The organism is Brucella sp. NBRC 113783 (genome assembly GCF_040372265.1).
Taxonomy (GTDB): Bacteria; Pseudomonadota; Alphaproteobacteria; order Rhizobiales; family Rhizobiaceae; genus Brucella; species Brucella teleogrylli.
Map to the genome: position 1 here is coordinate 230,040 of NZ_BAABRX010000006.1, position 20,311 is coordinate 250,350.

The window sequence follows — 20,311 nt, forward strand, 5'->3', positions numbered from 1 at the left end:
GCCAGTGCCGCTCTGGCGGAGAATGTCTGCGAGCGCGAAATGCATCGCGCTTCGGCGCGCTATGACGTGCCGCTCGGCATCCTCTACGCTGTCGGCCTGACGGAAACCGGGCGCAAGAATTCACTGCAACCCTATGCGATGAATATTGAGGGCCGGGCGGAATTTCTGCCGTCGCAAGGGGCCGCCCTCAAGCGTTTTACCGAGGTGCGCGCCGGGGGAGCCAAGCTCATCGATCTCGGTTGCATGCAGATCAACTACTACTATCACGGGCAGGAATTTCCATCGGTCGCAGCCATGCTGATGCCGAGCCTCAATGTCGATTACGCGGCGCGCTTTCTCAAGCAGCTTCACACTCGTGAAGGCAACTGGACGATGGCTGTCGCGCGCTATCATGCAGGCCCGAACAACAATCCCGCACAGAAGCGATATGTCTGCCGGGTGATGGCAAATATGGTCGCGACGGGGTTCGGAAACTGGACGCCAGACGCAAAAATATTTTGCGGAGCGTAACGGGCGGCCTCCCTGGACCATCAGCGATTCATTAAATTTTTAATGGTTGTAAAGCGGCGTCGCATACACGCCATTTGCAACCCTGCAATCAGTGATTGTCATAAGGATTGGGGACTAATTTAGGTTAGCGATAATTAACCCCTTGTAATGAATCGTAAAACATCGTGAGCCGTTAATCTATCGTTAAGGTTCGGCTCACTATCATTGTCGGGTGCAATGCAATCTGCACGATTCCCATAAAATTAGTTAATGCTAAAATTCCTCCCAATTTATTGCGGGCAATTTCTTGCCATTGTCGCCGAGTCACTCCGCCAGTTACCTCTGTCTTGCTTGGGCTAACATATTGATTCGGAAGGCGGGCCGATGATTGTCGTCGTGGATGACAGAGATATTGTCACTGAAGGCTATGCCTCTTGGTTTGGCCGTGAAGGCATCACGACGACGGGCTTCACACCGGCAGATTTCGATGAATGGGTAGAGACCGTTCCGCGGCAGGATATTATGGCCGTCGAAGCGTTCCTCATTGGCGAATGCGCAACCCAGCATCGTCTTCCTGCCCGAATTCGTGAACGCTGCAAGGCCCCCGTCATCGCCCTTAACGACCGTCCCTCGCTGGAGCATACGCTGGAGCTTTTTCAATCCGGGGTTGACGATGTCGTTCGCAAGCCGATCCACGTGCGCGAAATCCTCGCCCGCATCAACGCGATCCGCCGCCGCGCCGCAGGCGCGCAGAGCGTTGCGGAAACCGGCACTGAGCTTGGCCCGATCCGCGTTTTCTCCGATGGACGCGATCCGCAGATCAATGGCGTCGATTTTCCGCTGCCGCGCCGCGAGCGCCGCATACTGGAATATCTGATCGCCAATCGCGGTCGCCGCATCAACAAGGCGCAGATTTTCGGTGCGATCTACGGCATCTTCGACAGTGAAGTCGAAGAAAACGTCGTGGAAAGCCACATCAGCAAGCTGCGCAAGAAGTTGCGCGAGCAGCTTGGTTTCGATCCCATCGATTCCAAGCGCTTCCTCGGCTACTGCATCAGCATCGAGTAGTGCCCCGTTCATTGTGTGAATGGTTTGCTTGTGTTCCGCGTTCAAGGCTTCGGGCAGTTTTAAAACGGGTTTCCGTCTCTCAAAAGCTGCGCTGCATGCCCGGTAAAAAATCAAAAAACTCGCGAAGCTACAGCTTCACGCAAGCATGGCACGTTAGAATCGTAACAAGTTCTAAAATTCTCGGCTAAAATTCTCAGGAGCTGGCAATGAGTCTCTACGGTATGATGCGGACGGGTGTTTCGGGCATGAATGCCCAGGCCAACCGTCTCTCGGCTGTCGCGGACAATATCGCGAATGCGAGCACGATCGGCTACAAGCGCGCCGAAACGCAGTTTTCCTCGCTTGTTCTGCCGAGCAGTGGCGGCCAGTACAATTCCGGTAGCGTGCTGACTTCGGTCCGTTACGGTATTTCGGATCAGGGCGGCATCCGCTCCACGTCGTCCACGACCGACCTTGCCATTGACGGCAACGGCTATTTTCTCGTGCAGGGCGCGGATGGCGCAACCTATCTGACGCGCGCGGGTTCGTTCGTGCCGGACAAGGATGGCAATCTGGTCAATACGGCGGGCTATTACCTGCTCGGATCGGCTGACGGCAATGTCGCGCCAGACCTGAACGGCCTCTCGATCGTCAATGTCAATGCGCCGGACCTTACGGCAATCGGCAGCACGAACGGCACCTTCACGGTCAACCTGCCGACGACCGACACGCCCCCTGCGACGGCAGGCGATTATAACCACAAGACGTCGCTCATCTCCTACAACAATGCCGGTGAGGCGGTGAAGCTGGACGTCTATTTCACCAAGAACGCGGATGATACCTGGTCGGTCTCGGTCAAGAACGCTGCCGATAATGTTGAAATCGGCACGGGAACGCTGACCTTCGATCCCGCGACGGGCGCGGTGGTTTCCGGCGGCAATATTTCTGTCGATCTGACCGGCTATAATGGCGGTACGCTCGATCTCAATCTCGGCGCGTCGACGGCGCGTACAGGCAACTACACGATCTCGCAGGCCACCATCAACGGTCAGGCGCCATCGTCGCTGCAAAGCGTCGATGTGGGCGCGGACGGTTCGGTCGTTGCGATTTATGAAAACGGCTCGCAGCAGGTGCTCTATCGTCTGCCGCTGGCAACCGTGGCCAGCCCCGACCGCATGACGGTGGTGAGCGGCAACGTGTTTTCGCCAAGCGCCGCATCAGGCGGGGTGAGGGTCGGCTATCCGCAGGGCGATGGCATGGGCAAGATCATGTCGGGCTCGCTTGAGGAATCAAACGCCGATATCGCGCAGGAGCTGACCGACATGATCGAAGCCCAGCGCAGCTATACGGCCAATTCGAAAGTCTTCCAGACCGGCTCCGAACTCATGGACGTTCTGGTCAATCTGAAGAGATAGTTTGAGCGTTTGCGGGAAGGGCGACTTTCCCGCAAACGCCGTGTTTTACATTACGGGTCGCGGTTTGCGATTTGGATGAGGGGAAAAGGATGTCACTTAGTTCTGCTCTATCGACGGCCAAGAGTTCGCTTGCGGCCACGTCCAAGCAGACATCGGTTGTTTCGCGCAATATTGCTGGCGTGAACGATCCCGACTATTCGCGCCGCACTGCTTCCCTCGTTTCCGGGCCTTATGGCTCGCTTTATGTGAATGTCACCCGTTCGGCGGATGAAGCGCTGTTCAATCGCTACATCCAGTCCAACAGCACGGCGGCCTCTTCGTCGGCTCTCGCAAGCGGTCTTGACCGCCTTTCGTCGATTTATTCCGCCGACAATTATTCCGGTTCGCCATCGGCGCTGATGGGCGATTTGCGCGATGCGCTCCAGACCTATGCGGCATCGCCGTCCAATTCGTCGCTCGGCGATAGCGTCGTGTCGACGGCGCAGGCGCTTGCCAATGCGCTGAATGACGGCACCAAGCAGGTGCAGACGCTGCGCGAGGATGCCGATAGCGAAATCGCGCTGTCGGTTGCCAGTATCAACGATCTTCTGTCGAAGTTCGAACAGGTCAATAAGGATGTGGTCAGCGGCACGCGCGCCGGGCGTGACGTGTCCGATGCGCTGGATCAGCGCGATTCGCTCCTCAAGCAGATTTCCGGCGAACTCGGCATCACCACCATGACGCGCGGCGACAATGACATGGTCATTTTCGCCGATAATGGCGTGACGCTGTTTGAGACCACGGCACGCACGGTGACCTTTGCGCCATCGGGCAGCCTGACGGCTGGCACAGCCGGTAATGCCGTGCTGGTGGATGGCGTGCCGCTCAGCCACGATACTTTCGACCAGCCTTATGGCACGGGTCGTCTCAGCGGGCTTCTCCAATTGCGCGATCAGATTGCGCCGCAATACCAGATGCAGCTTGACGAGATCGCACGCGGCCTTGTCACCATGTTTTCCGAATCGGACCAGTCCGGCAGTGGCGGCGCGGATCAAACCGGCCTGTTCGGCTGGTCTGGTTCGCCAGCAGTGCCGGGCGCTGGCCTGACCTCTGGCATTGCAGGCTCGATCAAGGTTTCCTCCGCATTCGTCACCGCGCAGGGCGGCAGCCCGACCTACCTGCGTGACGGTGGCGCCAATGGCGCCGACTATGTTTATAATGCGGAAAACGCCGCCGGTTTCACCGACCGTCTGCTGGCGCTGAACGAAGCATTTTCGACGCCATTTTCCTTCGACGCCGCAGCCGGGCTCAAGGCCAATGCGAGCCTGACGGATTATGGTTCGTCCTCGGTCAGCTGGCTTGAAGGCAAGCGTCAGACGGCCAACAACGAATATAACTACAACCAGACGGTAGCGACCCAGGCCGATCAGGCCATGTCCAACGCCAACGGTGTCAATATCGATACCGAAATGGCGCTGCTTCTCGATCTGGAACATTCCTATCAGGCATCGAGCCGCGTATTGACGACGGTCAGCGCGATGCTCGACGATTTGCTCGCGGCGGTGTGAGGCTCATGAAAGCGCAATCAGTTTCCAACTATGGTGCAGCTGCCGCCCTTCGGGCGCTTGTCAGCAAGAGCAAGGCCGATCTGGTCAAGGCCCAGCAGGAAGCAACGACGGGAACCGTCTTCGACGTGGGGCTGGCGCTTGGCACCAAATCGGGGCAGAGCGTTTCCCTGCGCAAGGAATATGACCGCCTGACCGTGCTGCTGGACATGAACAATCTCGTGCAGCAGCGCATGACCACGACGCAGACGGCGACGAGCGCGATCATCGACAATACGCAGGATTTTCTGGCCAATCTCACCGGCGCCACCAGCACCAGCGAGAGCGGCTCGACCATTGCCGCCTCGGCGCGGTCGATCCTGAACAGCGTCACAGGTCTGCTCAATACGAGCTATAACGGCGAATATATCTTCTCCGGCGTCAATACCGATGTGAAGCCCTTCGCAGACTATACCGAGGGCGGCGCGGCGCAGACGGCTATCCGCGACGCTTTCACGGCGCATTTCGGCTTTGGCGTGGATGATCCGCAGGTCGCCAATATTACCGCCGACCAGATGACGGCGTTTCTGGAAGGCGATTATGCTGACCAGTTCAACGATGCCAATTGGGACGCCAACTGGTCGGATGCATCGGATACTGTCATCAAGAGCCGTATTTCGCCGACTGAAACAGCCGATACATCGATCAGCGCCAATGCCGACGGTTTTCGCAAGACGGTGATGTCGCTTGCGATGATGGCCGAGTTTTCTACTATTGGTCTCAACAATTCGGCCTTTCAGGCGCTGACCACCCATGCGATGCAGACGACGACGCAGGCCATCGCCGAGACCACGTCCGAACAGACCGCGCTTGGTCTCGCCCAGTCGCGCACCTCGCAGGCCGTCACGCGCATCAACGCACAGCAGAAGATCCTGAACCAGTCGGTTCTCAATCTTGAAGAAGTCGATCCTTACGAGGCGGCGACCCGCGTCAACAATCTGAAGACGCAGATCGAGACCTCGTATCAGCTGACGGTTCAGCTTCAGAGCATGAGCCTGCTTAACTATTTAAAATAAAGCGGGCGGCATCATAACGGCGGTGGCATGAGGCGATCCGCGCAGATGATGCCCATAAGAGCACATCCCGAAAAGTGTGAAACGGTTTTCGGATAAGATGTGCGTAAGACCAACCATTTAGAGCGCCGATCTGATTTGGTCAGTTCAAAGGCGCTCTAGCGGAGACGACATGTATCAGTTGCGCTACGAAGATGTCATGAATGACGATATGGCGAGCGCCAAGGACCGCGAACGGATGCTTTTCGACCGTTCGATTGACATGCTCGCAGCAGCCAAGGCCAATGGCGCCGGTTCGCGCGAAGCCATTGATGCCGGTTATTTCACAATGCGGCTCTGGACCACGATCATCGACGATCTGGGATCGGAAGAAAACGCACTGCCGAAAGAGCTGAAGGCCGCCATCATTTCCGTGGGCATTTTCGTGCTCAAGGAAATCGAGCGCATTCGCCAGGGCGAGAGCAATGATTACGATACGCTGATCGAGATCACGCGGTCGATCCGGGACGGTCTTTAAGATGGCGGCCAACGGTAAATCGGCAATCCGCCTGTCGCTTCGGGCTGGCGAGAAGATCTATATCAACGGCGCCGTGCTGAAAGCCGACCGCAAGGTATCGCTGGAACTGCTCAACGATGCGACGTTCCTTCTGGAAAACCATGTGCTCCAGCCGGACCAGACGACGACCCCGCTGCGCCAGCTTTATTTTGCCGCGCAGATGATGCTCATCGAGCCTTCCTTGCGCGATCAGGCGCGCCAAACCTTTGCGCAAATGCTGAAAGGCATGTTCAAGGCGTTTTCCGATCCGGCAATCCTGAACGCGCTGAAGATCGTTGACGAGCTGGTGCATAACGGGCGCATTTTCGAAGCGCTGAAAACCATCCGCGCGCAATATCCGCGCGAGGCGGAATTGATGCCGGAACAAAGCGCCGTGCCGCCGGTCAGGAATGCCGCTGAGGCCAGGGAGACAAGCCTATGACTACGACACCACCGGTCGGCAACACCACGACCAATACCAACAATTCGTCGAGCGCCAGCTCGGCGGCGAAGGCGGATGTCGATTACAACTCGTTTTTGAAACTGCTGGTCGCCCAGATGAAGAATCAGGACCCGACGCAACCGATGGACGCGACACAATATGTCTCGCAGCTTGCGACCTTTTCGGGTGTCGAGCAGTCCGTGCAGATGAATTCCAAGCTGGAAACGCTGATCGCCAACTCGTCGCTGTCGCAGGCCGAGGGCTGGATTGGCCGCACGGTGACCAGTGCCGACGGCACGATTTCCGGCGTGGTGAAATCGGTCACGATCCAGCAGTCTGGCATGCTCGCCGAGCTGGAAGACGGGAAGACCGTCACCATCGGTCAGGGCGTCAAGGTCAGCTAAGGACGATCCCGGTGAACGAAGCCGATGCGCTGGATATCGTCAATTCCGCAGTCTGGACCGTGCTGATGGCCAGCGGCCCGGCGGTTCTGGCCGCGATGCTGATCGGTATCGGCATCGCGCTGTTTCAGGCGCTGACGCAGGTGCAGGAAATGACCCTGACCTTCGTTCCGAAGATCGTCGTGATTTTCGTCGTGCTGGCTGTCACCGCGCCTTTCGTCGGCGCGCAGATCAATTCCTTTACGCTGCTCGTCTATTCGCGCATCGAAAAGGGATTCTAGAGCGGTTCCGGTTAAAACGGAATCGGGGAACCGCTCTATCTATTTGTTTTTACGCATTATCCTACGCAAAACCGCTGCGCACTTTTGCTGGAAATGCTCTACCTCTCCTCCTTTCAGGTTTCGCGCAAGCTTCGCAAGCTAAGATCCGCTTCGTAACAGGAGACGGACGTGCAGCAGGCAACGGCTAAACCCTTCATAAAAAGCGGATTTCTGACCGGCAGCGATATGGGGCTGGCGGCAGGCATGATCATCATCCTGACGGTGCTGTTCCTGCCCGTGCCAGCTGTGGTGCTGGATATCGGTCTTGCCTTTTCCATCGCCTTTTCGGTGCTTATCCTTATGGTGGCGCTATGGATTCAGCGGCCGCTTGATTTCTCGGCCTTTCCGACCGTCCTCCTGATTGCGACCATGATGCGCCTCTCGCTCAATATTGCGACGACGCGCGTGATTCTCACCCACGGCAATGAAGGCTATCTGGCCGCCGGTCATGTGATCCACGGTTTCTCGCAATTCGTGATGGGCGGCGATTTCGTCATCGGTCTGGTCGTTTTCTGCATCCTGATCATCGTCAACTTCCTCGTCATCACCAAGGGTGCGACGCGTATCGCGGAAGTGGGCGCGCGCTTCACGCTCGACGCCATTCCCGGCAAGCAGATGGCCATTGATGCCGACCTTTCGTCGGGCCTGATCGATGAAAAGGAAGCGCAGCGCCGCCGCCGCGAACTGGAAGAAGAAAGCTCCTTCTTCGGTTCCATGGACGGTGCTTCGAAATTCGTGCGCGGCGATGCCATTGCCGGTCTGATCATCACTGCCGTCAATATTTTCGGCGGTATCATCATCGGCGTCACCCGCCATGACATGAACATTTCCCACGCCGCTGACGTCTTCACCAAGCTGTCAGTTGGTGACGGTCTCGTCACGCAGATTCCAGCCCTCATTGTTTCGCTCGCCGCCGGTCTTCTGGTGTCGAAGGGCGGAACCCGGGGCTCAGCCGATCAGGCGATTTTCGGCCAGCTTGGCGCTTATCCAAAGGCGCTTCTGGTCGCGTCGATGCTGCTGTTCGTGCTTGGCATCATGCCGGGTCTTCCGGCATTTCCGTTCTTCATGCTGGGCGGCGCAATGGCCTTCATCGGTATCGCTGTGCCCCGCCGCCAGGCGCGCCAGCGCGAGGCGGAAGCCACTGAGGCGGACAAGAAGCAGCGCGAGGCCGCGGATCAGGAGCGCAATTCCGTCAAGGCATCGCTCGAAACCAACCAGATTGAACTGTGCCTCGGCAAGCAGCTTTCCGCGCGCCTGATGGCGTCGCAGCAGGAGCTGGCGCATCGCGTCAACAAGATGCGCCGTAAATTCGCGCAGGAATACGGCTTCGTGATTCCTGAAATCAAGGTGACGGACGACCTTGCCCTGCCGCCGAAAAGCTATCGCATAAAGATACACGGCACGGCGGTGGCCAGCCATGAATTGCGCGTCGGTGAAATTCTGGTGGTGCTGGGCGAGCGTCCGATCCCGTCTATCCCCGGCGAGGAAATGCGCGAGCCCGCCTTCGGCATGCGCGCTTATTCGGTGCCGGAAACCTTCGCTTCCGATTTGCGCCGTGATGGCTATATGACGGTTGATAATCTCTCCGTCCTGCTCACTCATCTCAGCGAAATCGTGCGCAACAATCTGGCGCAGCTCCTGTCCTACAAGGATATGCGCATTCTGCTGGATCGTCTGGGGCCGGAATATCGCAAGCTGGTGGAAGATATCAGCCCGGCGCATATTTCCTATTCCGGTTTGCAGGCGGTGTTGAAGCTTCTGCTGGCCGAGCGGGTTTCTATCCGCAACCTGCACCTCATTCTCGAAGCCATCGCGGAAATTGCGCCGATGGTGCGCCGCCCGGAAATGATTGTCGAACATGTGCGCATGCGCATGGCGCAGCAAATCTGCGGCGACCTTTCCGACAATGGCGTGCTGAATGTGCTGCGTCTCGGCAATCGCTGGGATCTGGTGTTCCACCAGAGCCTCAAGCGAGACGCTAAGGGCGAAATCGTCGAGTTCGATATCGACCCGCGCCTGCTGGAACAGTTCGGTACGGAAGCATCGACCGTCATTCGCAAGCATTTCGACAATGGCGAGCGATTCGTTCTCGTATCGTCGCCGGAAGCGCGGCCCTATATCCGGATGATCATCGAACGCCTGTTCGCAACCCTGCCGGTGCTGTCGCATGTCGAAATCGCGCGCGGCGTCGAGGTGAAGTCGCTCGGCGCGGTTTCGTAGGTTCGGTTCTTTGATTTCCTCGCCCCCTCGCCCTCTCGATCCTTCGTCCTTCGAGACGCCCCTCCTTCGCTATGCTCGGAGGGTCTCCTCAGGATGAGGGGCGGGGGCGCCAGACTTCCCCTCATCCTGAGGAGGTGCCCTGAGCGCAGCGAAGGGAACCGTCTCGAAGGATCGAAGGACGAGGGATCAGGAGGACGGTTATATGATTGAAACGCGGAAAGGGGCCTGAGTGCCGATCGCGCAACTGCCGCTCAACGACATCATTCTGGCAGCCGTTCTGGCTTTTTGCCGGGTCGGCGCATGCCTGATGCTGATGCCGGGGCTTTCGAGCGCGCGTATTCCGTTGCAGGTCCGGCTCTTCATCGCGCTGGCGTGCTCCTTCGCGGTGCTGCCGCTGGTTTTACCGCGCATTGTCACGGCTGTCGACAGCGGCGCGCCGTGGACCCTGTTTCGCCTGATAGCGAGCGAGATGTTCATCGGCGCGGTGATTGGCATTCTGGCGCATATCTATTTCTGGGCGCTGCAATTCATGGCCAACACCATGGCGATGGCCATTGGCTTTAGTGGCTCGCCCGCCGATGCGATCACCGAATCAGAGCCGCAGGCAACGCTTGCCACCATCGTGACCTTCAGCGCGCTGTTGCTGTTTTTCGTCACCGACATGCATCTGGAAATTCTGCGCGCGCTGCTCAATTCCTATACCGCCATTCCGGTGGACGGGCGATTCCGCCCGGACGCGGCGATGATCGATTTTACCGATGCGCTGTCGTCGGCCTTCATGGCGACACTGCGCGTAGCAGCACCATTCATCGTCTTTGCGATTCTGGTCAATTTCGCGATCGGTCTTGTTAACAAGCTGACGCCGTCGATCCCGATCTATTTCGTGTCGATGCCCTTCGTGCTGGGGGGCGGGCTGCTGGTGGTCTATTTCATCCTGCCGGAACTGCTGCGCTTTTTCACCAACGAAACCGCCACGCAAATGCGCGCTTTGTTTTGAGGTGGCCATGGCCCAGACCAACACACGCAATCTCAAGAAGCTGATCGATTTGCAGAAACTGGGCAGCGCCCGGCTCGAATCAGCATTGGCCGTTTCCAATGCGCGCAAGCTTGCGCTGGAGGAGGAGCGTCTGGCCCTCATCGCCATGCAGGACCGTCGATATGACGGCGCTGTCTTCGATATCGATCCGTCGCTGCTCATCAAGCGTCTTGGTGCGAATGCAGTCGAATCGGCGGCGCTCGAATCACGGCTCGAATCAGAGCGCGGCGCGCTTTTGAAGGAACAACGGCGGGTTGAACTGCTGGAAGATCGGCTGGAAGAAGCCAGAAGCGAGTTGGACCGGCACGAACTGGCCAGTCTGATCGAGGAATTCGTTAGCCGGAAAACCACGAAAGCGCCTTCTGGGCCACGCTGAACTCGTCCACAAGTTTCAGTCAAGTTTGACCCATTATGGTGCACTCATAGGATGAAGAAGGAAACCTTGCATGGCGATCAACCCGCCGTCGGATCTGGTGATGGATGTGGCCCGCGCGGCCGATCCGCAGGCCTATCGCATGGCGGCGGAGCGATTGAAGTCGGTCTCCGGCACCATGCAAACGGCGATGGCGTCGTCCGGTACGGGACTGACGCGGGATAATTTCGCAAGCTTTTCCGATAGTTTTTCGGCGGGCGTGACTATGCGGCCCGACGCGCAGAATACGATCAATCCGGCCTATCGGAAATTCGAGGCCTTCATGCTGCAATCCTTTGTCCAGTCGATGTTCACCAGTGACACGACAGCGACTTTCGGCAAGGGCATCGCGGGTGACTACTGGAAGTCGATGATGGCGGAAGCCATGGCGAACAAGATGGCGGATGGCGGCGGTGTCGGCATTGCTAGACTGCTTGAGGAGCAGGCGGCGCGCAAAGGGCGGGCAGATGCGCCGACCACTGCAGCACTAGGAGATGTGATCAACAATCTGGGAGAGACTATGAGCAACGATGCGGTTTCGAACGATCTGATACACGGGTTCGAACGCACGCTCATCCAAAAGCAGCTTGAGAAAAACGACGACGCGGATAGCGCGCGCGGCTGAACGATAAACCGCAGCGCGCGACGTGACGTCCACCGAAATTGAGGAACCCTTGAAATGACCGAGACAAGCTCTGAAACCAGCCTGCCCCCGCAAGAATCGCTGGTTCTCGCGAAGGCGAGCGAACAGGTGCATGATCTGGCGAAGCCGGAACTGGCAATGGAACCGGTAGAAAACCCGACTTTGAAGCCGGTGGTTCGCGCCATCCAGCGTCTTGAGGATGTCATCGAGACTGAAACGCGCCTTCTGATGGAAGGCGGCAATCCCGATCTCGCAGAAATCAATTCACGCAAAAGCCGCGGTCTCTATGATTTCAACAAGGCGATCAAGAAGGCTGCCGCTCTGGCAGAACCTGCGACGCTGAAAGGCTTGCAGCCGCTGCTCGACAGCCTGAAGCAGAAGCTTGAGAAGAACTGCGAAGCGTTGCAGCTGCATCTGCGCGCGGTCGGCGAACTCGCCGATGTGATCCGCAGCGCATTGGAAACGCAAGAAGCCGATGGCACCTATTCCATGCAGAGCGCGAGGCTCGGTCACGCGCGATGATCCGCATTTTCGTCATTGGCCTGTGGATTTGCGCTGTCGCCTTCGGGTCGTTGTTCCTGGCGACCCGTCAGAACGCGTCATCGTCCGGTGAGGCGCGGGCCGCTGTCGGCGGCTTCGGCGGCGTGGATTACGTTAAGACGGACGTGATGAGTGTGCCGATCATTTCGAATGGCGCGGTTGCTGGCTATGTCGTGACGCAGCTCGTCTATACGGTCGATTCGAATATCCGCAAGAAGCTCAGCGTGCCGCTGGAGCTTTTCATCAGCGACGAGATTTTCCGCAAGTTCTATGGCAGCTATTCGGATACGAAAGAGGTGGAGAAAGTGCAGTTCGAGGACGTGCGCGCCTCGATCATCTCAGACCTGAACGGGCGGTTCCCCGAGCCGGTGATCAAGGACCTGCTGGTCGAGCAGTTCAACTATATTTCGGCTGAAGAAATCCGCGCCATGAACATGCGCGGTGAGCCGACATCGACAGCACCAGCCCACCAGACGCCCGGAAAGCAAGCCAATGCCAATATCAATGATGGGCAGGCGGCTCACAGCGAATAATATTTTCCGCCAAGCTGGGCGAGACGTTCGGCATCCAGCGGCGTGACCGTTGGATCGGTGATCAGTTCGACGCCCATTTCGCGACCATTGCGCCAGGCGATGCGGGCCAGCAGCGCGCGCTTGTAATAATCGTCGAACAGCCAGAACCGGTCGGGCAGGGCAGGTGTTTCGATGGTTCTAAGCTTGGCGCCATGGGGAGACAAGTCGCTGAACTGGCACTCAACGATAAACTGCCCGTCCAGGTCTATAAGTTTTCCCGAACGTAACCTTGTCCTTTGTCTTTCTTCCTTGCGCCGCTCCTGCGGCGACTTCATGCGCGCCATATGAAAATCTTACCCACTAATCCCCTGAATAGGTATTTTTAGCAGATTTCGATTTCCGAAGCGTTACTTTTAAAGTCTGACCGCCAGAAAACCTTACTTCCAAAGGGTTAGTGATCGCCGCAGGACTGGCACAGACCACGCAGTTCAAGCGTCGTCTTGCGCGACTTGAAGCCGCTTTGCAGGCTCCAGGCGCTGACGAGATTTTCGATCGCCGCGTCGGAAAATTCCGTCACCTGACCGCATTTCTCGCAGATCGCAAAAGCGACGAGGCCCTGCTGGTGGCATTGCGGGTGCGCGCAGGCAACGAAAGCGTTGAGGCTTTCGAGGCGATGGATGAGCCCATAATCGAGCAGCTTTTCCAGCGCACGATAGACCTGAAGCGGCGCGCGAAAGCCGTCATCCCGCAACTGGTCGAGAATTGTATAGGCGCTGAGCGGCCCTTCCGCCTTGGACAGAGCATCGAAAACGAGGGTCTGGTTGCGGGTCAGATCCTGTTGCGGGTGGTGATGGTGGTTATGCGTGCTCATTGTTCAGCAGTCCGTTTCGATGGGGCCTCTGCTCTCTTATGTAAGGGCAGAAGACTGAAAATGAAAATAGCAAGCGCAGCGACAACGATGGAAGGGCCTGACGGCGTGTCGAAATGAATGGAGCCGTAGAGCCCGCCGACCACGCCAGCCGCGCCGATCAGTGATGAAAGCACCGCCATTTGCTCGGGCGTTGAAGCGAAACGGCGGGAGGTTGCAGCCGGAATGATCAGCAGCGATGTGATCAGCAAAATGCCGACGATCTTCATCGCAATGGCGATGACGATGGCCAGAAGCAGCATGAAGATGACGCGCGAGACGGCGGGGTTCATGCCTTCGGCGCGCGCAATGTCCTCGCTGACGGTCGCGGCCAGCATGGGTCGCCACAACCAGGCCAGCACGGCAAGCACGAATGCCCCGCCCGCATAGATATAGACGATATCCAGCCGTGAAACGGCCAGAAGATCGCCAAACAGGAAGGAAAGCAGATCGACACGCACCCACGTCATGAAAGCGACGATCACGAGACCGAGCGATAATGTGGCATGGGACAGGATGCCGAGCAGCGAATCCGCCGACAATGTGTGGCGGCGCTGCAAGAGCAGCAGGATCGCGGAAATCGCGACCGACACAGCGAAGACGCCAATCATCAGATTAATGTCGAAGATGAGCGCCAGCGCCACGCCGAGCAAGGCGGAATGGGCCATGGTGTCGCCGAAATAGGCCATGCGCCGCCAGACGATGAAGCAGCCGAGAGGGCCGGTCGTCAGCGCCAGCCCGATGCCGGCAATCAAGGCGCGGGTGAAGAAATCGTCAAGCACGGTGTTCGCCTTTCCCGTGATGATGGTGGTGATGCTCGTGCCCCTGTTCGTGCGCATGTTCATGCTCATGATGATGGCCGTCATCGGCATGGCAATGATCCGTCACCGAACCATCGCTGTGTAGCACGCGCCCGTCAGGCAGATGCGTGTGATCATGATGATGCTCATAGACCGCGAGCGGCCCGACAGCGCGACTGCCGAACAGGCGCATATATTCCGGGCTTGCCGTCACGTCGCGCGGGGTTCCGCTGCAACAGACATGACCGTTGAGACAGATGACCCGGTCGGTTGCCGCCATGACGAGATGCAGATCGTGCGAGATCAGCAGCACACCGCAGCCGGTTTCGTCGCGCAGCCGCGCAATCAGTTCATAAAGAGCGGCCTCGCCGGAAAAATCCACGCCCTGCACGGGTTCGTCCAGCACCATGATATCCGGTTTTCGCGCCAGCGCCCGCGCCATCAAGGCGCGCTGGAATTCGCCGCCGGAAAGATGGGCTGTCTCCGCTTTCAAAAGATGCGGGATGCCGACTGCTTCAAGGGCCGCCATGATGTCCTGCTTGCTCAAGGGGCCGGTCAGCGTCAGCAGACGCTCCACCGAAAGCGGCAGGGTGCGGTCGATGTTGATCTTCTGCGGGACATAGCCGATGCGCAGGCCGGGCTTATGGATCACCTGGCCTTCGTCGGGCTTGAGGATACGCAGCGCCATCTTGGCCGCGGTGCTTTTGCCAGCGCCATTCGGCCCGATCAGCGTGACGATCTCGCCGCGCTCGACTTTCAGATCGACATTGCGCACAAGCCAGCGCCCGTCGCGATAAACACCGGCGTTTTTCAGTTCAATCAGCGTTTCCCGCGCCCTGTCGGCGGGGATTCTATTCTTTCTGGCCATTGCAATCGGGGCTTTCGCTGCCTGCATCTTCATTTCGCTTAGTGCGCATTCCAACGGATCATCTGCCGATTCGGAGTTTTTCCCAGTGTCTTTTTCGGGCGGTGCGCAACGCCATATCCCGTTTGTGAAATCCACCTGCCCAAGCTGTCACACAGGACAGCAATTTCAGGATGAATGCGATATCGCCAAAAAGATGCCGGGTGAATTTCTCCAAAAAGGGGTTGCTAGACCTTATGGCAGACGTTATAGCATAACGCAACTGATGTAATAAAATAACATATCACCAGATATGCCGCTCACCCCGCTCATTCAAGAGAGATAATATGAAACATTTGCGTTCCCTGCTGCTCGCTTCCGCATTTCTAGCCGGTCTCGGCAGCACTGCTTTTGCCGCAGACCGAGACGGTGTCGTCGTTTCGATCAAGCCGCTCCACTCGCTTGTTTCCGCAGTCATGCAGGGCGTCGGCGAGCCGAAACTGATCGTGCAGGGCGCAGGCTCGGAGCATGTCTATAGCCTCAAGCCCTCGGATGCCGAGGCTATCGAACATGCCAAGGTCATCTTCTGGGCAGGCCCGTCGATGGAAACCTTTCTGGATAAGCCGATTGATACGCTGGGCGAGGGTGCCAAGGTTGTGGCGCTCGGGGAATCGGAAGGGTTGACCCGGCTGAAATTCCGCGAAGGCGGGCCGTTCGAGGCGCATGACCATGGCCATGAAGGCGAAGGTCATGAGGGTCACGACCATGCGCATGGGCATGACCACGATGACGGCGACAAGAAGGAAGCGGAAGCCGGTCACGATCACGCTGCTGAAGCGGGCGAAGGCGCGCACGAGCATCATCATGGCCACGGCGAATATGATCTGCATTTCTGGCTCGATCCGCAGAATGGCAAGGTGCTGGTCACCAATATTGCCAAGGTTCTGAGCGAGAGCGATCCGGCCCATGCCGCGCAATATGAGCAGAACGCCAAGGCCTATGCCGAAAAGCTGGATGCGCTGACCAAGGATATCGCGACGGAATTGCAGCCGGTGAAGGACAAGCCGTTTGTCGTGTTCCACGATGCCTATCAATATTTTGAAAATCGCTTCGATGTGAAGGCAGCCGGTTCCATCACGGTCAGCCCGGAAAAGGCTCCCGGTGCGGCCCGCATCCAGCAAATCCACGACAAGATCAAATCGCTCAAGGTGGCCTGCGTGTTCTCCGAACCGCAGTTCGAACCGAAGCTCGTCAATACGGTCATCGATGGAACCGATGCCAAGACCGGCGTTCTGGACCCGCTTGGTGCTGAATTGAAGGACGGCCCCGATCTTTATCCGCAGCTGATCCGCAATCTGGCGGATTCGCTGAAAGCCTGCCTGTCTTCCTGACAGCTGCGGTTGCCCGTCAGCCTGCCGGCAACCGTAACGGCGTCGGGCCATCCCTCGAATGGCCCGACGCAGGATGATCCGTCGAAGGCGGCGCTGCCGCCTGTTTTTTGAACCCATAATGTAATGATATAACATATAGGAAAAAGAGATGCGTCACTTCGCAAAACTGTGGTCGGTCGGCCTGGCGGTGGCCTTGGTGGCGCCGGTTGCCGCCAGCGCTCATGGTATCTGGATCGCCGAGCGCCACGGCACGCAGGCCGTGGTCTACGGTCACGGCGCAACCGACGAGGCTTACGATCCGCAGAAGCTCAAGGCGGTGTCGGCAAAGGATGTCGATGGCAAGAAAGTCGCCGTCGAGATCAGGCGGCAGGATGACCATGCCCTTCTCGATGTGCCGAAAAATGCGGTGGTGATCAGCGGAACCTTTGATAACGGTTTCTGGGCCGAAGGTCCGGATGGCAAATGGGTCAACAAGTCGAAAGCCGAAGTGCCGGGCGCAAAGCAAACCAGCAAGAGCCAGAAATTTGCAGTCGCGATCCTCGATCATTTGCGCAAGAAGCCACAGGCTCAGGGGTTGCCATTCGAAATCGTGCCCCTGATGGACCCGACAATCCTGACGGCGGGCAGCGAATTGCCGGTGCAGGTTCTTTTCGACGGCAACCCGGTGGAAGGCGTTTCCGTCACAGCGGATTATGTCAATGACAGCCACGCCGCGCCGGTGAAAACCAATGCCGAGGGCATCGCAACGATCAAAATCCGCAATGCGGGTCTCAATGTCATCGGGGCCGCTCACTCCAGCCCGACGACGGATTCCAGCGATGCCGACAAGCTCAGCTATTTCACCACGCTGACCTTCAATCTCGATCAGCATCAGCACGACTGACCCCAACCCAACCTCTGAATTCAAGGAACGGTGTCATGAGAAAAAGGCTTCCCGTTACGGTTCTTTCCGGTTTCCTCGGTGCCGGAAAGACGACACTTCTCAATCATGTGCTCAACAATCGCGAAAATCGTCGCGTGGCGGTCATCGTCAACGATATGAGCGAGGTCAATATCGATGCGTCACTGGTGCGCGAAGGTGGGGCCAATCTCTCGCGCACCGAAGAGCAACTGGTGGAAATGACCAATGGCTGCATCTGCTGCACGTTGCGCGACGATCTTCTGAAGGAAGTCTCGCAACTGGCCGAGCAGGGGCGTTTCGATTATCTCCTGATCGAATCGACGGGTATCGCGGAGCCGCTGCCGGTGGCCGCGACCTTCGAGTTTCGCGACGAGAACGACAAGAGCCTCACCGATGTGGCGCGGCTCGATACGATGGTGACAGTGGTGGACGCGGCCAATTTGCTCAAGGACTATGCGTCGAATGATTTTCTGCGCGATCGGGGCGAGTCGCTGGGCGATGAGGACGAACGCACTCTCGTTGATCTGCTGGTCGAGCAGATCGAGTTTGCCGATGTCGTGGTGCTGAACAAGGTTTCGACGGCCTCGCCGGAAGAACGCGACCTGGCCCGCAAGGTCATTCACTCGCTTAATCCCGATGCGCGTATCGAAGAGGTTGATTTCGGGCAGGTTCCGCTCGATGCCATTCTGGATACACGCCTGTTCGACTTCAATAAGGCGCATGAACATCCGCTGTGGTATAAGGAGCTTTACGGCTTCAACAATCATGTGCCGGAAACCGAGGAATATGGCGTTCGTTCCTTCGTTTATCGCGCGCGGCGGCCTTTCGATCCGGCAAAGTTTCAGTCCTTTATAGATAAGAGCTGGCCGGGCGTTGTTCGCGCCAAGGGTTTCTTCTGGTTGGCGACCCAGCCGGATTTCGTCGGCGAGATCAGCCAGGCAGGCGCATCGGTGCACACGGCCAAGCGCGGGCGCTGGTGGTCGGCGGTGCCGAAGAACTATTGGCCGACGGAACCGGGCTGGACGAGCGCGATGGCGCCGTATTTCCACAAGGTCTGGGGGGATCGCCGTCAGGAGATCGTCTTTATCGGCGTTGATCCGATGCGCGAGGAAGCGCTGACCGCCGAACTCGATACATGTCTGGTGGAAGACGAAACCTTTGCGCCGGAACGCTGGTCGGCTCTGGCCGATCCGTTTCCGAACTGGTCGGTTGCGGCTTGATTGAGATGCTAAACCGACAGCGAGGCGAGCGTCTTGCTGTCGGCAAGCGTGCGGTGGTCCAGCACATTGGCAATGGCCTCACGCACTTCCAGCATCATCAGGCGCACTTCGCATTCTTCTTCGTCGCAATCGTCGCAAGGGTGATAGTCGGTCTTGCTTGCGCAGGCGATGGGCGCCAGCGCGCCATCCAGCGCACGAATGATATTGCCGATGGCGATTTCATTGGCCGGACGCGCCAGACAAAATCCGCCGCCCTTGCCCTTACGGCTGACGACGAAACCGGCATTGCGCAGTTCGGTAAAGATATTGTCGAGGAACTTCCGCGGAATATGATGCTTTTCGGCGATCTCACTGGCTGAGGCCAGTTGTCCATCGGCTATTCCCGCCAGATGAACCATGGCTTTCAGGCCGTATTTGCCTTTCTTGGTAAGCATGCCACCCCTGCGAGACTTTCAGATAAAAAACGTAGCGACTAAACCGCGTTGCGACAAGTCTTTTTGCCCCTGGCGGCTCATCTTATTAGTCGTCTCTCATGGCCAACGCCAATGCGCCTTGTAAGGCGTCGCCGAGCGGCTGCTTATAAAGTGCGCGGTGCGGCAGAAACGCTAGCGCCGCATAGGCGTTCGCCAGTCCGCCCGTCATGCTGAAGCGGCCAAGCTTCTCTACGTCCAAACGATCCAGTCCACGACGGATGAAATCGCAGGCCCGCTTGGTGATTGAAAGGCCGAGGGGATCCTCCTCCATGGCCCATTCGAAGACCAAAGGCGCGAAGGTGGCATAGTCAGCGGCCGTCGCCTTCCGAGAAAAAGCGGTTATCGTACGCGCGTCATTGTTAAACTGCGCCAATACGGCATCGATCAATCCGCTGCGCGCAGCCATGCCATCGGCGGCGAGCAGTGCTTCTTCCAGCAGTTCGCGCCCCAGTCGCGCGCCGCCCGCGTGATCGCTCAGCATGAAGCCGCGCCCGCCGACAATCTCAATGGTCTCGCCGGTTCGCCTGATAAAGGCAGAGCCAGTCCCGACAATGACCATGGCCCCGTCGCCATCGCCGAGCGCGCCTTGCAGCGCGGTCACCGCATCCGACACGATCCTGACCTGCCCGAATGGCAGCGCATTATAATGCGCCTCGCGGTTGGCGAGCGAATTGGCCCCGGCCAGCCCAAGCACCGCGCGCGCCTCACTTAATATCGCAACGCCCAGTCCCGCATTCACAGCGGCCTGTTCCGCTGCCTCTATTATATGCGTAAGTGCTCCCGGCGTATCGGCGCCGATATTGGCCGGCCCGCCGGTGGCGCGGCCGAGAATAGTCCCGGCTTCGTCCGTCAGGACCGCCCGGCATCCGGTTCCGCCGCCATCGACGGCAATGCGATACGGTATGTGCGTGATTGTCATATGTTTGTCGCAACTGTTCGAATCGACAGGTTTCATCGGTTGAATTTACGTTAAAAGACACCATATTGGCTGTGGAAAAGAAAATCGCTTTTTTATGGAAAGCTGTGTTGACAGTTTTGGTGTGCGGGGCCTATATAGCGCCACAACGAGGGCGGCGACGCTGCTAGCGGCAGGTTGCTTCGTCCTTGAGTTCTGGTGAAAGCGGTTGACAGGCTGTTGGCTGACGAGTAGGTGGGGCGGCCAAGATT

24 protein-coding genes are annotated in these 20,311 nt (G+C 58.1%); 18 read left to right on the forward strand and 6 right to left on the reverse strand.

Annotated elements, in window-relative coordinates; translation table 11 throughout:
• Nucleotides 1–39 precede the first annotated feature (39 nt).
• The 15 genes from ABWW11_RS18815 to ABWW11_RS18885 all read left to right on the forward strand — a co-directional run bounded on the left by ABWW11_RS18815 (nucleotide 40) and on the right by ABWW11_RS18885 (nucleotide 12,629).
• Nucleotides 40–510, forward strand: a complete 471-nt coding sequence (locus tag ABWW11_RS18815; protein ID WP_319080433.1) for a transglycosylase SLT domain-containing protein — start codon at nucleotides 40–42, stop codon at nucleotides 508–510.
• 363 nt (nucleotides 511–873) lie between these two features.
• Entirely contained in the window at nucleotides 874–1,557 is a 684-nt protein-coding gene (ftcR, locus tag ABWW11_RS18820) for a flagellar transcriptional regulator FtcR (protein ID WP_109367882.1), read from the forward strand.
• A 206-nt stretch (nucleotides 1,558–1,763) separates the two neighbouring features.
• Nucleotides 1,764–2,951, forward strand: coding sequence for a flagellar hook protein FlgE (locus ABWW11_RS18825; RefSeq protein WP_109367881.1), 1,188 nt, complete (start codon nucleotides 1,764–1,766; stop codon nucleotides 2,949–2,951).
• Between the two features lie 89 nt (nucleotides 2,952–3,040).
• On the forward strand, nucleotides 3,041–4,498 hold the full coding sequence (gene flgK, locus ABWW11_RS18830; protein ID WP_109367880.1) for a flagellar hook-associated protein FlgK: 1,458 nt from the start codon (nucleotides 3,041–3,043) through the stop codon (nucleotides 4,496–4,498).
• 5 nt (nucleotides 4,499–4,503) lie between these two features.
• Nucleotides 4,504–5,550 (forward strand): flagellar hook-associated family protein, encoded by a 1,047-nt coding sequence (locus ABWW11_RS18835; protein ID WP_109367879.1) that lies wholly within the window; start codon nucleotides 4,504–4,506, stop codon nucleotides 5,548–5,550.
• Between the two features lie 169 nt (nucleotides 5,551–5,719).
• Nucleotides 5,720–6,064, forward strand: coding sequence for a flagellar biosynthesis regulator FlaF (gene flaF / locus ABWW11_RS18840; protein ID WP_109367878.1), 345 nt, complete (start codon nucleotides 5,720–5,722; stop codon nucleotides 6,062–6,064).
• A 1-nt stretch (nucleotide 6,065) separates the two neighbouring features.
• Nucleotides 6,066–6,524, forward strand: coding sequence for a flagellar biosynthesis repressor FlbT (gene flbT / locus ABWW11_RS18845; RefSeq protein WP_109367877.1), 459 nt, complete (start codon nucleotides 6,066–6,068; stop codon nucleotides 6,522–6,524).
• Nucleotides 6,521–6,928 (forward strand): flagellar hook assembly protein FlgD, encoded by a 408-nt coding sequence (flgD, locus tag ABWW11_RS18850; protein WP_109367876.1) that lies wholly within the window; start codon nucleotides 6,521–6,523, stop codon nucleotides 6,926–6,928. Before flbT ends, flgD begins: the two co-directional genes overlap by 4 nt.
• An 11-nt stretch (nucleotides 6,929–6,939) precedes the next feature.
• The gene (gene fliQ / locus ABWW11_RS18855) at nucleotides 6,940–7,206 is read left to right on the forward strand and encodes a flagellar biosynthesis protein FliQ (RefSeq protein WP_109367875.1); all 267 of its coding nucleotides are present in this window, start codon (nucleotides 6,940–6,942) and stop codon (nucleotides 7,204–7,206) included.
• A 168-nt stretch (nucleotides 7,207–7,374) separates the two neighbouring features.
• Nucleotides 7,375–9,465: a flagellar biosynthesis protein FlhA gene (gene flhA / locus ABWW11_RS18860; protein WP_109367874.1), complete on the forward strand. Its 2,091-nt coding sequence runs from the start codon at nucleotides 7,375–7,377 to the stop codon at nucleotides 9,463–9,465.
• 229 nt (nucleotides 9,466–9,694) lie between these two features.
• A complete protein-coding gene (fliR, locus tag ABWW11_RS18865; protein WP_109367873.1) occupies nucleotides 9,695–10,462 on the forward strand; it encodes a flagellar biosynthetic protein FliR in 768 nt (255 codons plus the stop codon).
• Between the two features lie 7 nt (nucleotides 10,463–10,469).
• The gene (locus ABWW11_RS18870; protein WP_109367872.1) at nucleotides 10,470–10,877 is read left to right on the forward strand and encodes a hypothetical protein; all 408 of its coding nucleotides are present in this window, start codon (nucleotides 10,470–10,472) and stop codon (nucleotides 10,875–10,877) included.
• A 70-nt stretch (nucleotides 10,878–10,947) separates the two neighbouring features.
• Nucleotides 10,948–11,538 (forward strand): rod-binding protein, encoded by a 591-nt coding sequence (locus ABWW11_RS18875; RefSeq protein ID WP_109367871.1) that lies wholly within the window; start codon nucleotides 10,948–10,950, stop codon nucleotides 11,536–11,538.
• A gap of 156 nt (nucleotides 11,539–11,694) precedes the next feature.
• On the forward strand, nucleotides 11,695–12,078 hold the full coding sequence (locus ABWW11_RS18880; RefSeq protein ID WP_371830822.1) for a flagellar protein FlgN: 384 nt from the start codon (nucleotides 11,695–11,697) through the stop codon (nucleotides 12,076–12,078).
• Complete coding sequence (locus tag ABWW11_RS18885; protein ID WP_319081206.1) at nucleotides 12,075–12,629, forward strand: hypothetical protein; 555 nt, start codon at nucleotides 12,075–12,077, stop codon at nucleotides 12,627–12,629. Before ABWW11_RS18880 ends, ABWW11_RS18885 begins: the two co-directional genes overlap by 4 nt.
• Here ABWW11_RS18885 and ABWW11_RS18890 read toward each other — a convergent pair.
• From ABWW11_RS18890 to ABWW11_RS18905, 4 genes are all read right to left on the reverse strand, one after another.
• Nucleotides 12,617–12,952 carry a PilZ domain-containing protein gene (locus ABWW11_RS18890; protein WP_109367868.1) on the reverse strand — a complete coding sequence of 112 codons (336 nt, stop codon included), beginning with the start codon at nucleotides 12,950–12,952 and terminating at the stop codon, nucleotides 12,617–12,619. The two genes, ABWW11_RS18885 and ABWW11_RS18890, sit on opposite strands and share 13 nt — an antisense overlap.
• A 107-nt stretch (nucleotides 12,953–13,059) precedes the next feature.
• Nucleotides 13,060–13,479 (reverse strand): Fur family transcriptional regulator, encoded by a 420-nt coding sequence (locus ABWW11_RS18895; RefSeq protein ID WP_109367867.1) that lies wholly within the window; start codon nucleotides 13,477–13,479, stop codon nucleotides 13,060–13,062.
• Nucleotides 13,476–14,354: a zinc ABC transporter permease subunit ZnuB gene (gene znuB / locus ABWW11_RS18900; protein WP_109367866.1), complete on the reverse strand. Its 879-nt coding sequence runs from the start codon at nucleotides 14,352–14,354 to the stop codon at nucleotides 13,476–13,478. The genes ABWW11_RS18895 and znuB overlap by 4 nt, the downstream gene beginning before the upstream one ends.
• A complete protein-coding gene (locus ABWW11_RS18905; protein ID WP_109368044.1) occupies nucleotides 14,290–15,183 on the reverse strand; it encodes an ATP-binding cassette domain-containing protein in 894 nt (297 codons plus the stop codon). Before ABWW11_RS18905 ends, znuB begins: the two co-directional genes overlap by 65 nt.
• Before the next feature lie 323 nt (nucleotides 15,184–15,506).
• On the opposite strand from ABWW11_RS18905, the gene znuA reads away from it, so the two are divergent.
• The 3 genes from znuA to zigA all read left to right on the forward strand — a co-directional run bounded on the left by znuA (nucleotide 15,507) and on the right by zigA (nucleotide 18,671).
• Complete coding sequence (znuA, locus tag ABWW11_RS18910; protein WP_109367865.1) at nucleotides 15,507–16,550, forward strand: zinc ABC transporter substrate-binding protein ZnuA; 1,044 nt, start codon at nucleotides 15,507–15,509, stop codon at nucleotides 16,548–16,550.
• A gap of 148 nt (nucleotides 16,551–16,698) precedes the next feature.
• Nucleotides 16,699–17,433 carry a DUF4198 domain-containing protein gene (locus ABWW11_RS18915; RefSeq protein WP_109367864.1) on the forward strand — a complete coding sequence of 245 codons (735 nt, stop codon included), beginning with the start codon at nucleotides 16,699–16,701 and terminating at the stop codon, nucleotides 17,431–17,433.
• Between the two features lie 35 nt (nucleotides 17,434–17,468).
• A complete protein-coding gene (gene zigA / locus ABWW11_RS18920) occupies nucleotides 17,469–18,671 on the forward strand; it encodes a zinc metallochaperone GTPase ZigA (RefSeq protein ID WP_109367863.1) in 1,203 nt (400 codons plus the stop codon).
• Nucleotides 18,672–18,679: 8 nt separating this feature from the next.
• Here the strand turns inward: zigA and ABWW11_RS18925 are convergent, their stop codons facing one another.
• Both ABWW11_RS18925 and ABWW11_RS18930 read right to left on the reverse strand, forming a co-directional pair.
• Entirely contained in the window at nucleotides 18,680–19,105 is a 426-nt protein-coding gene (locus ABWW11_RS18925) for an RrF2 family transcriptional regulator (protein WP_109367862.1), read from the reverse strand.
• Between the two features lie 85 nt (nucleotides 19,106–19,190).
• Complete coding sequence (locus tag ABWW11_RS18930) at nucleotides 19,191–20,063, reverse strand: glucosamine kinase nucleotide-binding domain-containing protein (protein WP_109367861.1); 873 nt, start codon at nucleotides 20,061–20,063, stop codon at nucleotides 19,191–19,193.
• Nucleotides 20,064–20,311: the final 248 nt, after the last annotated feature.